Source organism: Alicyclobacillus kakegawensis NBRC 103104, from assembly GCF_001552655.1.
Lineage (GTDB): Bacteria > Bacillota > Bacilli > Alicyclobacillales > Alicyclobacillaceae > Alicyclobacillus_G > Alicyclobacillus_G kakegawensis.
On sequence record NZ_BCRP01000037.1, the window covers coordinates 1 to 13325 of the forward strand.

Below are 13325 nucleotides of genomic sequence, written 5' to 3' on the forward strand. Positions count from 1 at the left end.
AGATTTCACGTGGAGAGATTAAGTTTTTGGATTCTACACCATTCTTATTCCCCATAAGCCTTGTAGTACAGGCACTTTATCTTCCGTTCTTCATTATTCCTGGTTATCTAATGATTGGATACTGATAGTTACGCGGGGATTCTTGCTTCGCAAGTGATAATGAAGCATAAATATGATATGTTCTGCATCATCATCCGCCAGGAAACGCTGATTCACGAGCGCGTCAAGGATGGGTCGAATCCAAAAATGATCCGGGTCAAGGGGCACACGGTGCTCTACAAAAATATCCACACGAACGGTTGCCCGCCAAATCATCTCCGTGGGTACAGGTCTCTGACTCTGAACAGACCGTATAATTGTCCCCCAGGCATTCCATACCGTGTTGAGGCCCGTCAAGTTGGAAATCCGTTTACTACGCATGAGATACAAATCACTCATGCTGATCATCGAATACGGGAGAGTGATGACAAATCCGTTTTTCAACCAGTCGACTGTTATTCCAAAATCCTCCGGAGAATTTACTTTCTCCTCAATACGGCGAACTAAGGATGTGGCAATGATTCGGTTGAGACTGTCTCGAAGCCCGCGCAATCGCATCGCTAAGTTCGCTGTGAGTATGTCGGAGACTTCTGTCTCTAGAGTGCTTCCGTACATCTTCGTTTCGTACTCCATAAACTCTACAGACATCTCCAGAAGTTGTTTAGTCTGGTCTGAATTAAAAGATCCTCTAGTCTTGACCCAGTCTCTTAGTTGGGTCATTGAATCTTGAACTTGGTTCAGCCATGCTTCAACCGCTCTGAAATCTTCATTTTCTCGCGCCACATCTCTCACCTCCTTCAGTTCCAGTTTGAACGAACCTCAGCTCCCGACGATGCAAAAAAGATGCAGGTTTATACCAATAACCTGCATCTTCTGTTCGAGACTTCCATAAGTCAGACTTTGTCTGACATACTGTCAGACCTTGTCAGACCTTGTCAGACTTACGGACCGTCATCCAACATGTCGAACACGTTGCCCCACTCTTCCTCGTTCTCACTCTCTTGTTTCTGATTCTGCGGAGTTGTCTCCTCACGAATGGGTTCGATTGGAGATGGCTGTTGCGCGGAGATTGCGCGTTGTTCGATTGGACTCGGGGGAACCATGCCGGCGGCGGGTTTCACGACTAGCGAATGCTCCCAATGACAATCCGCCCCCTGCATGTCCTTGTACAGACGTTCCAATGCCTCCAGAACCACCCGCTGAAACCCGTATGTCTGGTATTGGCGGTTCAGCCATTTCAAAAAGCCCGGATCGATGTCCACCGGAATACGAACCGTAAACCTACTCTGATGTGTTAACTCACGCTTGGATCGCATGCTGCATCAGCTCTGGAAACTCCCTCTTCAGGCCTTGTTGGGCGATTAGATACATGCCCTCTGCGTTGAGCCAACGGGATTCGCTCAGGTCATCGAGGAAGTTCAGCATCACGTGGTCTTGCTGTGCCTTCCGCTGCAAATAGGAATGGAATAGAGCGGCTCCGCCTCCAATGACCCAGAATTGCTCGATGGTTGGAACGCGTTGCCATTTCTCGCGAATCAGCCCGTACAGACTGTGCGCCGCTGCAGACAAGTGATCCTCAATCAACTCACGCAGATGATATGTGCGCCCCATGAGGGATACCGTGTCGCGCCGTTCTTCCAGAAAACGCTCCAGCTCCATTCGTCCACCCGCAAAGGCAGTCGGAACCTGGGTGAAATCTCGAATGCGCAACAACAATTCATCCATCACGCTGGCCGTACCGAATTGGGCCCCACTCGATAGCGCGGGTTCAATGTTCGGACCACGAAACACAGGAAACTCCGTGCTCAACTCTCCAACCTCGGCCAGCCCAATAACCGGCTTGGTCGATAATACGGTGGAAATGCTCGGTATATTTCGCATCAGCCACAGATACGCCGTGTGGCCTTCCAAATGAACCCTTGGATACACACGCAGGTGTACGGTTACGCCGGCCCATGGAGAGGGATCTTGAAATGTTACCCAATGCTCACCGCGTAATTTATCCTCAAACCGTCGCCTCGTCCCTTTCTGGAACGATTCCACTAGACTAGCTCCAGACACTGCGTACAACTCTGCTTCCAACTCAGGTTCCGTAGAACCGTTTACTTCAAACTCATGCTGGACAACGGCCGCGGCCAGACCCACCAGATACAAAATGGCCGACTGCTGGCTGAGCGTCTTCTGATCAGAAGGCAACATGTACCGCGCCATCGCACCCTGTGTGGCCGCTAACCGACCGATGTACCAGTGCCGAGAATCTCCCACCAGTGGGGAATCCAATACGACGTTGAGGGCATCCAGAGGATTGGAAACCTCTCCATACTCAGGTTGCATGCCACCAACCGAAATCACGTTGGGAATCATCAACCTGGTGGTCCCGAATCGAACCTTGACCGCTCCGTTGCCAAGATCAATGCCGATAGGTTGCATACGCCTCTCGCTCCTTTTTACATTCGTTGTTCGCAATCGCCTGTTAATCAATCGAACTTTTCTCGTCCCGCCCAAGTTGCGCCAAGCACGAAACCAATCGACAAGGCCAACCATGCCACCAACAGATACAGTGGCATCAACCTCCTGGTGTACAGATCACCGTCGATCCCGCCGACACTGGCTACGGCGGCACCCACACATGCCGGTTGGCCTGCTCCTGGAACTTAACCGCCGGCCGGCCAAGGTAAAATCCCTGTGCGTAGGGAATGGACAATCGCCGAACGGATACCAGGTCTTCCTCCGTTTCAATGCCTTCGACAATCAATGAACAGCCCATCCTTTCCGTCTCTGCCAGCATCGCCACAGCTTCATCCCGATGTCTCGCCCAGAACCGGTGATCAAGTTTCAGAAAATCAGGCCGGAGCGATTCCAGTGCAACCAGATTGCTATGCCCGCAGCCGAAATCGTCAAGCGCCAGGCGAACACCCGAGGTTCGCAATGGCCTCACATTAAGCGCCTCCATGGGGGCGCGCTCTGTCATCTCAATCACAACTTGCTCCGAAGGCAAGGCCAGCCGAAGCAAATCCTGGACGCTCAGCTCAGCGACCGTCTCTGGTTCCGTGTTGACGAACAGCACCTCATAGGGAGCCAACCAATCAGCTGCTTCTAAACAGGCTTGTTTTATGACCCATCGGTCCAGTTCGGAAACCCACCCTTCTCGCCGAGCTGTGTCAATTACAGCTAGCGGTGAACCCTCATTCGGGCGAAGCAAAGCCTCGTACCCCAACACCGTTCCCCTCGTCAAGTCGAATATCGGTTGATAGGCAACGTGCAATCTCCCTTCCTCCTTCTGACATTGAGTATGGCAGACGGGGAGAGAGCAAAAGGCGCAAAAACGATGCAACTTTTTGCCGGACGACGTGGATCCATCCGAACATAAAAAAGAAGCCCCGCTTGGACTTTCTCCAAGCGAGGTCATTTGTTTGTGAATGTCTGTTTAGGAAGCTTTTGATGGCTGTGCGAAGTACCACTGCGGACGGCCGGCCGTCACCAGGAAGTCTTGGTTCGTCAGGTCGTTCTCTCCGCAATCGTCATACGCCTTGATAGTCACGCTGATATGCGCTCCATCCGGAAGTTTCGGCATGATGGTCTCTCCCTGCCAGAACTGCGGTAGATTCGACGATGGATGCATCTCCACCGTCCACGAAGTGTCTCCCTGTTCGTCTACTGTACCCACGCTGGCTCCACCATTGACCGAAAACACTGCTTCGACCTTGGTCGGCTGAGCGTCAGGGAACTTCACCGCGAAACCGAACGGTGCCTGTACCCGCAGCGGAATCGGGGCATATCCCAACATCGCGTTTGTCACAGGCAGATGAACCGTGTTCCCGGGATACTCCTGCTTGAGCTGCGCCGTCGGGTTGAAAATCCCGTCCACTTCGAGGTCAGTGATCGTGAGCGGCACTACCTTTTCATTGACCAGCTTGCCGTCTTTGTAGGTGTCAAATACCTCCGTGCCATCTCCTTGTCCACTGCAACTCGTGCTGCTAGATGAACTCCCCGTTTGTCCCAATCCAGTGTCTGTTACCGTCACTTGATTGCTATCTGCCAGTGTAACGTCATTCTTGTCCACCAGGAGTGCGATATATTGCAGTGACGAGCCAGGTACCGGACTGTAAGGAATGGCGATGCTCAAGCCATCCGAGTTTGGTGTCCAGGTTGCCGAAGCCACCTTCTGCCAGGTCTGGACGCATCGAATCTCCACCGTCGCCGAGCCGCCCAAATTCTGGTTCACGAAATCCGAATCCGTCTGGTCAAAGCTAACCTTAAACTGCGTTTGTGCCGGCGCAGTGACGTTGGACGGGAGAGCGGTCAAACCGAAGTTGTCCGGCGGAACAATCGGGTTGTACCAGGTCACTGAGACGACGTTTGACTGCATGGCGACATCTTGAGCCGTATTCGTCAGGCTGTAGTCCTGCTGCTGGTAAATGGGCTGGTTAGAATCTTCCTGCAACACGTATTCTGTCCAGTTCCACGACCCCACGGCTCCAGAAAACCAACCTGGTGGAAGTTGTGTGATGTACCCGGTGGTCATCCACTTTGATGGATTCCCTGTGTCCAGCAAGTCCGACCCATTGGCAATCACTTCGAGATTGACTCCGGCAGGGTTGGAATTTGGACTACTGAATCCATTGTCACTCATTCCTTCTATAATCACTTGATGTTCTCCCGCGGGAAGTGTGATGGTGGTTTGAGTGGAATTCGGCACTCCACTGCCCACCAACGAACCCTCGTTATTTCGTGCGGCTTCTAAAATAGGGTTCCCATCCACATACACTTGCTCATAGTCGCCCACCTGACTGGACTGGATTTGGAACGTCACATTCTCTGTCTTTGGCAGGTTAAACGTTCCTTCAAAGAACCCAGTTCCATTCGGGAAGTTCCCATTCTCATTTGCCCCCATCCAGATGCTTCCACTGTACGAACCGGCCACAGCCTGTTGTGTGAACAATGACACAGGAACATAGCTGGGCAAGGACTGAAAGGTCCAGAATGGGAAGTAGGAAACCGACGTTTGTGAATCACTACCGCCCCCAAGAACACTGACGGTGTTGGAATCCATGTTTGCCACATACGCATATCCGTTGCCAAAAGCAACACCATATGATCCTATTCCAAGAGGAACCGTGGCAACCACTTGATTCGTGCTTGGGTCGATTACGCTAACGGTTCCGGAAGCCGCATCGTCCGACACATATATGTACCCGTTGGCATAAGCAACGCACCTTGGGTACGTTCCAACACGAATCTTGGCAACCACTTGATCCGTACTCAAATCAATTACCTGGACATATTGGTAATTAGTCGGCATATACGCATACCCATTGACAAAAGCAACGCCCTCTGGTCCAAACGAGAGATTAGGTAATGTACCAACTATTTGATTCGTATTCGGGTCGATTATGTCTGTACCGCCAGCCTTTAACCCAACGTACACATAGCCATTGTAATAGGCTACGCCATCTGGATAAGATCCAGTAGGGAATCCCACCGTGGCAACCACTTGATTCGTACTCGCATTGATTACGCTGAGTGAAGAGGCATACGCGTTGCTCGTCACATACACGTACCCATTAGCATAGGCCACATCATATGCCCCATTTCTAACGGGCACCATAGCAACCACTTGGTATGTGCTTGGATCGATTACCGCGACGGAACTGAAATTTGTCGATGCAACATACACATACCCATTGCCATATGCAATGCCACCAAGATAACTGCCGAGCCCCTGTTTTTGAATATCGATCTTGGTGACCACTTGATTTGTGCTTGCGTCGATTACTGCGACGGAACTGCTATTCTCGCTCGACGCATACACATATCCGTCGCCATAAGCTACGTATGTTGGAGTGTCAACACCAGGCACCGTGGCAACCACTTGCGAATCATACGCTGATTGTGTCTGTGACTGTGGCACACTTAGTCCTGGTATTTGCGGATTCCCTGGCTCCACCGCCTGTGCGATGTAGCTATCCGTTTCTGCCTGTGACTTGGTCTGCAAAGCCTGAACCTGCGTTTGTCCCGGTTGGCCAGACGCAATCACTTGGCCCGTGGTCTGATCCACAATGTCGATGATGTACCCGTCCGGCAGATTCTGCGCCGTCGCCGTCAGGGTTGATGTGTTGTTGACAGGTAATCGTGTTTTGTCCGCGACCAAAATTAAGCCATACCAATCCACGGTCACCGGATTTGACGTAATAGACGCATCAGTTGGTGTGGGCGACGAGCTGATGTACGCGATGTATGTGTCGCTTTGAGCCGTGCTCTGCGTCTGCTGCACAGAATACGGTGTGCTTTGGCTAACTCCCACAATCTGGCCAGTCGTCTCATTCTCTACAATGAGATAGTCTCCTGCCGGCACATTCATGCCTTTTACAGTGAGAGTAGATGTTTGATTGACCGGCAACTGAGGCGGGTCTGCAGAAAGGGAGAGATCGCTCCAGGTTACGCTCACCGTGTTCGAATTGGGCCCGACGTTTTCGTATCCATCGTTCACGTACGCCACAAAATCGTCGGTTTCCGCATTATAGCTTGTGTACTGCGTCGAGTATGGGGTTGCACCCGTCTCTGCAACCACCTGATTCGTCGTTGTGTCCTCAATGAACAGGTTGTACCCGGACGGAAGCGACTGCGTAGTCGTCACTTTCAGTGTCGTCGGCTGCCCGGTCGGCAAATACTGCGGGTTCGCCGTGAGGTTAATAGACCCTGTCCAAGCGTTGGTCCACTTCACAGACGTTTTTGCGGTGCTAAGTGCTTGTCCATACTGGTTGTACACCGTGGCCGTATAGTTCACCGTGACAGTCTGGCCGGCAGCTGGAGTCTCTTCTTCTTGATATGTCTCTACAGCCTGCGTCTGATTCGACGCACTCCACATGTTTGATCCGCTTCCAGACGGCATCACGTCCACATAGTCCCCAGACTGGAAGTTTTGCACCGAGTACGAAATGGTAGACGGTTGTCCCGGCAACATGCTCGTTGGGTTCGCACTCATCGTAATTGTCGGTACCGCGCTCGTCCATTTGACCGTGATGCTGCTCTGAGCCAAAGCCTGACCAGTTGGGCTGTACACCGTCGCGGTGTACGTCACGGTCGTGCTGGCGCCGTTCTCCGGGTTCTCCACCTCCGAGTACGAGTCCATATAGTTCATGTCATCATTCTCGCTCCACATGTCCTGGCCACCGGAGCCCTGAACCTTCACGTAGTCCCCGGCACCCATGTTCGTCACGTAGTACGACAGGCTGATCGGGTTCCCAGACGAGGCCGTGGACGGAGCTGCGCTGAGCTTGATTTGCGGCACGTTGCTTGTCCAAGTTACCGTTGTGGTGGATCGTGACACGACTTGCCCCGACGCATCATACAACGTAGCCGTATAGTACACCGTCGTGCTAGACCCGTTGCTCGGATTTTCGGTTTCGACGTAGGAGTCGGCGTAGTTCGTGTCATCGCTCTCGCTCCACATGTCCTGGCCGCCGGTCCCGGTGATCGTCACGTAATCGCCAGGATTCATGTTGTTTACATAATATGAGATGGTAGCAGGGTAACCGGCCGATGTGGTAGACGGGTACGCACTGATGCTGATGCTCGGTGCCTGGCTTGTCCAGGAGACGCTGATACTATCCAAGGACAAAGCCTGCCCTGTCGGGCCGTACACAACCGCTGTATAGGTTACCGACATGCTGTTGCCATTCTGGGGATATTCCACTTCCGTGTACGAGTCGGTAGCACTGGTGTCATAACTCTCGCCCCACATGTCCTGGCCGCCGTATCCCGAAACCACTACATAATCCCCGGTGCCCATATTATGCACGGTGTACGAGAGAGCAATAGGGTTCCCGGAGATCGTCGAATGTGGGTTCGCACTCAGGCTGATTGTAGGTGTTTGGTTGCCCGACCAAGTTACAGAGACAGAATCACTGTCTACCTCTTGGCCGCTCGAATTATACAAGGTGGCCGTGTAGTTCACTGTAATTGTGTTACCAGCTGCGGGATATTCCGTTTCCTGGTAGGATTCGGTAGACTTCGTGAGATTCCACGCGTTTTCCCACATGTCTTTGCCGTTACCGTTATATTCGATGTCCACATAGTCGCCAGACTGAAAATTTTGCACGGTATACGTCAGCGTGGTCGTCTGCCCCGAAACCATGTTGGTCGGATTCGCGTTGAGAGTGATTGTCGATTTTCCGGATTGCGCTTGGCCTGTGTAGGTAATATACACATCCCATTTTGTTGCAATATCCGGCAAGCTGACGGTCGCTGAGTAATCCTGTTCCCACGTCCAGTTCGGACGCTCATAAACGAGATTGAGGCCCTTGCGGTATGCGTTAGGGAAATTGTCGTCAGACATCCACCAGTGCCTCTTTTGACCATCGAATGTCATATACGTAGTAAACTGTGGCCAATCGTTGGCGTCTTGAACGCTCGAATCTCCCCAGCTAACGCTGTCAACTGTCCAGCCTTCGGGGCCATCAGGGTCGGACCCGTAGTAATCTGGGCTGCCATTCGGGCCATAGTAGTGCTGTGGAGCCATAGGCGGATCAGAATAATATTTATGATATTTTCCGGAATAGTAGTCATACATCGTTTTATCGTTGGACATCCACCCAATGATCGGATAAGGATTACCGTTGCTTTCCGGACCACCTCCATTAAGCTCAATCCATTCAGTTTCGCCAGCAGCAGGCCCGCTACTTGGTGTGATCTTTTCCACTTTCCATAATTTCTTTACTCCCCCATAAGAGTATGATTTCTGTGTTGTTTGAGAGCCTGATTTTTTATATGCGCTTCCTTTCTTGGGCAAGGAATAAGTCTTTGTGACTCCAGAAGCCGAATCTGTGTACTTAAACGAATACGTACTCGGAAAATTGGCTTCGCTTGCAGAATAGTATGGACCCTTCTGCATAGTATACGTGAGAGTTTTCGTTCGGTTCTTTTGGATAGAGCTGCTTTCAGGAACCAACGTGACCGTGGTCGCGTTGAGTATCGTTCCATTGTCATTGTATGTAGAGGGATACTGTCCCCATTTGCTAGTAGAGTAAGTCTCTGTGATTGAGCTCTGGTACTCCATGGATTCAGTGATCGTACCGACTTTCACTTTCTTGGATATAGTCGTGGCTCCCTGCGCTGTGTGGTGTGGCACCAGTGTCAAAGTTGTGAGCAGGGATAGGGAACAAGAAAATAAACCAAAGACAAATCGGGATAACCTCACAAGCTCACCCTCTATTTACACTATTTTGTATTATTGATAATCTTAAATACCTTCGGCGCTTGCATCCCAACTTGCAACATGGCAACAGTGTATTGTTGAGCGTGTGCATTGTAGTAAACATATAGGTCGAAATAGTCGGCCTCGTCATTTTGGGCAGGGATATCTTTCGCAATAAGATTTTTCATCCCCGCGTCTGTAGTAGGCATCGTGGTGTAATGTTTTTCCCAGGTATAAACAAAACCCACTTGCCAATCTTGGGTGATGTCAGCAACTGTATCTCTCCATGGTTTGAGTGCAAACAATGTCTTTTTAACTTGGCTTTGTGACATCGTCCCCATGGCCATCTGCTTGGTCAAATGCTCGAACAATGGCACCTTCGGACCTTTCGTATAGGGCGTGTTGTACTGATACGTCTGGTTAAGGTACTTCGTTGCCCATACATCTTTGCCCGACGTTTTCGGACGGGCAGCAGTCCGCTTCTTGTGATTCGCCGTACTTAAATCCTGATGTTTGCCTGGACCGTTGGAAGACGTCGGGTTTGTAGAGAATGAATCCAACGATTTTTCTGTTCTAATTGCTGGTTTGCCATCCTTTAGCACGGATTCAGAATTGAGTACGTTACACCCAACTAAGGACATACTCAACATCACAACTACCGCAAGTCCTAAATACTGAACCCTATGACGAATCCACACAGCCATTCCAGACCTCCCTCAATCTTGGTGCTTGGAACCGTAAATGGCATGAGAGACTCGAAGTCTTTGCACGCATCTCAATACCCACCTTTCCACATCCGCTCGATAAAAAAATGCAACTTTGATGCAAGTTGATCTGTGTTCAAAAGCCGCACATTTGGTCCCTCTGATCAAAAAATGCGGCGCTGCACCACAGCAACGCCGCACTTCATGCATTTTGTTTTCGGCTGATTTCTGTTCGCCCCTATAAAAATCAGAGAATTGGTGCCACGTCTACACCTGGCGGTTCAATGCCAACTTGCAGATCAGAAAGCGTATAAAGTTTGGTTTTAGCGTTATAGTAAACACAGTTTCCTTCATATGCTACAGAACCGTTTTGGATAGGGGGAAGCGTCCGGAACAAATTGTTTATTCCGATTTTTGTGCTCGGGAATTGTTTGTAGTTTTTTGTCCATGTGTAAACGAAGTTAACTTGCCACTCCTGATTCGTACCATCAATGGTTTCTTTCCAAGCTGGTATGGAAAGCAGACGTTTCTTAATCGAATCTGCGGAAGATGGATCCATGGCAAGCTGTTTAGCTGCTTCCTTAAAAGCAGGAGCCTGGATACCTGAATAAGTAGGCCAACTATTCATATAATTCGTCGCCCACGTATCTTCACCCGACAGCCCCACATGAATGCTCTTCTTGACTGTTTTCGCACCGTTCGACACCTCTGCCGTGATCGTGTTCTGTCCCACGCTCAGTTTTAGGTTGTACTTGCCGCCTTTCCCGCTCTGACGCTTCCCGTTCAGCCACAATGAGACGAGCTCGTTGCTCTTCACTGTCACAGTCTGCGGAGCGGACGTTAAAGCTTCGCCATCTTTGAGGCCGATGAGATTCAGTGTCGGAGCAACGAGCGTCATGTATACGTGCTCTTTCTTGTTTGATGCAGCCGCCGTAATGACGTTACGTCCAGTCGTGAGCTTGAGATAAAAGTGCGGTCCACTTTGTTTTTGGCGCTTTCCGTTCAGCCAAAGCTTAACGGGCTTACCACCGCTGTTCACGGTCACCGTTTGCGAAGCGGAATACACCGTCTTGGTTTTATTGGGGGTGAAACCGCTAATGCTCAGTGTTCCAGCTCCACTTGACCTAGTGGATGCATATGCCGTCATCGGAACAGCGCCAATGGCCCCGATCGAAAAAACGCTCAGGGCCGATAGTGCCACCATCGTCCTCTTCATCAAAATTCCCCCTTGCCGGTTACTAAAGGCAGTATAGCAAAATCAAGTTGTCGCCATTGAGAGGAAGGAAAGTTTCTTTCAGGAACGTCGCAATTTTTGTTAAGAAAAGGGGCTGTTCCTCTCCCCATCTTACGATGGGTTTCGGGACAGTCCCATCCAAAGTCAAAACATGGATTTATTTATTGCGGAGATGTTCCTGGAGCCCCTAGTCCAATTTGCAAATTTGCAAAGGTATAAAGCTTAGTTTTGGCATTATAGTAGACATAAAAGCCTTCCCAAGCTACATAATCATTTTGAATTCCAGGAACATCTTTGTTGATCAACTGCATTACTCCACTTTCTGTTGTTGGGAATTGTTGATAATTTTTTGTCCAAGTAAAAACATAGTTGACTTGCCATTCCTGAGTAACATCAATGATGGTGTCTTTCCAGGGTGGCATAGCCAACAACTGCTTCTTAATGGAAACGGCTGAAGATGGATTCATTGCAAGTTGCTTCGTATCATTGTAGAAAACCGAAGTCTTCGACCCCGTATAAATTTCGTTAACATATGTGTCCAAGTAATTCATCGCCTGTGTATCTTCACCTGACAGTCCCACGTGAATGCTCTTCTTGACGGTTTTCGATCCGTTGGACGCCTCTGCCGTAATCGTGTTCTGGCCAACGCTCAGCGTCAAGTGATACGTATTCCCACTGCCCGTCTGCTTCTTACCGTTCAGCCACAGGGTGACAGGTTCGTTGCTCTGCACCTTCACAGTCTGTGAGGCAGAAGATACGGCTTCACCGTCGGACAGACCACTAATACTTAGTGTAGGAGCCGACTTAGTTGAAGTGCTCGATGAGGTCTCAAACAAGGCGTTCCACGTTTGAGGTCCGACTATCCCATCTGCCGTCAAATGATGAGCTTTCTGGAATTTCTTCACCGCACTCAAGGTGTGCGATCCGAAGACTCCGTCTACCTTCCCGCAAGAATAGCCAAGCTTGTTTAGTCGCTCCTGTACGTCTTTTACGTATGTACCCCGACTTCCCATCTTAAGCGGGTGCCCTGGATACTTAATGGTTGTCGTACTGTGTGACGAGGTTGACGCATACGCCGTCACCGGAAGAACACCGATAGCCCCGACCGAGAAAACGCCCAGAGTCGCGAGTGCCAACATCGTCCTCTTCATCAAAATTCCTCCTTGTGGATTGTCTACAGGCAGTATAGCAAAAATTAAGTCGTCGCTATTGACAGTATTGAAGGGGATTTTCTATCTCACTCCAACAAATGTACTCCGGCGCCGGGGTCCCCCGGCTTTAGCCGTGGGGAGGAGGCGCCGGAATTAGGCCAGTTCGTACGCATATCCGTCACCTCGTTGCAGAAGCGTGAGATACTTGGGATGCACGTCAAACCCGTTGAGTCGAAAACTTGGCCGGTGACGTATAGCAATACGCCCTACGTGCGTTCCGGCATATTTCCCTCGCGGTACAACGGCCAGTACCAGGTCTCCTGTGCGAAAGCCCATGTATGACTTTGCCGCAGGTGCATGTCGATTCGGAAACCCATACTTGTCCGTTCTGCATCGTTGTCTTTTCCCGTGTCCCTTCGCGACAATTCGCAGTACCTGCGCCTTCGGGTGAAGCCGCACATGCTCTCCCGACTCTCCTACGCAGGCCGCGTCGATCCAGTGCTTTTTCGGGTAGTCCTGCGAGATACGGTTGTGCTTCGTACGCCCGCCACTGCCTGCTTCCAGGGGCAACCCGGTCGCTTGGAGACGCCGGAACAGCGCCCAACGGGTTGCGTTCACCGCAGCTGCCCCCTTGAGCGGTGCCTTGAGTTGAGCCTTAATTCGTTTGAGCCGTTCAGGATCGTGAGCCAAAAACTTTTCAATTGAACGGTTTCCCTTGGCTTGGTTGCACCGGTGACAGGCGAGCGTGAGGTTCGACACTCGATCCGTCCCGCCCTTTGACCTCGGGACCACGTGCTCGATTTCCAGCGGTACCCCCTCAGCATCACAATAGGCGCATTTTCGTCCCCACTTCTCCAGCAGGTACTCGCGCACTTCGTAACCAAAGAGGGTGCCTTGCTGGTACTCCACCCCATGGATCTCGGGGTTTTGGAGCCTCTGCGTGTCAAAGCGCACCAATTCCATCGAAAGATGCGATACAGGTGCAAACCGCCGCAACTTGG

General features: G+C 50.9%; 9 protein-coding genes. All 9 read right to left on the bottom strand.

What is annotated here, in order from left to right:
- Window positions 1-93: 93 nt before the first annotated feature.
- Window positions 94-822 carry a hypothetical protein gene (locus AK2_RS15575; RefSeq protein WP_067936812.1) on the bottom strand — a complete coding sequence of 243 codons (729 nt, stop codon included), beginning with the start codon at window positions 820-822 and terminating at the stop codon, window positions 94-96.
- Between the two features lie 158 nt (window positions 823-980).
- Complete coding sequence (locus tag AK2_RS15580; RefSeq protein WP_157076391.1) at window positions 981-1301, bottom strand: hypothetical protein; 321 nt, start codon at window positions 1299-1301, stop codon at window positions 981-983.
- A 37-nt stretch (window positions 1302-1338) separates the two neighbouring features.
- Window positions 1339-2469, bottom strand: a complete 1131-nt coding sequence (locus AK2_RS15585; protein ID WP_067936819.1) for a ParM/StbA family protein — start codon at window positions 2467-2469, stop codon at window positions 1339-1341.
- Window positions 2470-2650: 181 nt separating this feature from the next.
- Complete coding sequence (locus AK2_RS15590) at window positions 2651-3304, bottom strand: EAL domain-containing protein (RefSeq protein WP_067936824.1); 654 nt, start codon at window positions 3302-3304, stop codon at window positions 2651-2653.
- Window positions 3305-3466: 162 nt separating this feature from the next.
- Window positions 3467-8740 carry a hypothetical protein gene (locus AK2_RS15595; protein WP_169794814.1) on the bottom strand — a complete coding sequence of 1758 codons (5274 nt, stop codon included), beginning with the start codon at window positions 8738-8740 and terminating at the stop codon, window positions 3467-3469.
- A 518-nt stretch (window positions 8741-9258) separates the two neighbouring features.
- Complete coding sequence (locus AK2_RS15600) at window positions 9259-9939, bottom strand: hypothetical protein (RefSeq protein ID WP_067936830.1); 681 nt, start codon at window positions 9937-9939, stop codon at window positions 9259-9261.
- Between the two features lie 247 nt (window positions 9940-10186).
- On the bottom strand, window positions 10187-11155 hold the full coding sequence (locus AK2_RS15605; protein ID WP_067936833.1) for a hypothetical protein: 969 nt from the start codon (window positions 11153-11155) through the stop codon (window positions 10187-10189).
- A gap of 179 nt (window positions 11156-11334) precedes the next feature.
- Window positions 11335-12324, bottom strand: coding sequence for a peptidoglycan-binding domain-containing protein (locus AK2_RS15610; RefSeq protein ID WP_067936837.1), 990 nt, complete (start codon window positions 12322-12324; stop codon window positions 11335-11337).
- A gap of 153 nt (window positions 12325-12477) precedes the next feature.
- On the bottom strand, window positions 12478-13325 hold an 848-nt coding region (gene iscB, locus AK2_RS15615), incomplete at its 5' end, for an RNA-guided endonuclease IscB (protein WP_067936840.1).

What these genes read in the sequence shown, in the direction of transcription:
- AK2_RS15585 (WP_067936819.1), bottom strand. Translation starts at nt 2,469, where the DNA reads ATGCAACCTATCGGCATTGATCTTGGCAACGGAGCGGTCAAGGTTCGA.
- AK2_RS15600 (WP_067936830.1), bottom strand. Translation starts at nt 9,939, where the DNA reads ATGGCTGTGTGGATTCGTCATAGGGTTCAGTATTTAGGACTTGCGGTA.
- AK2_RS15605 (WP_067936833.1), bottom strand. Translation starts at nt 11,155, where the DNA reads ATGAAGAGGACGATGGTGGCACTATCGGCCCTGAGCGTTTTTTCGATC.
- AK2_RS15610 (WP_067936837.1), bottom strand. Translation starts at nt 12,324, where the DNA reads ATGAAGAGGACGATGTTGGCACTCGCGACTCTGGGCGTTTTCTCGGTC.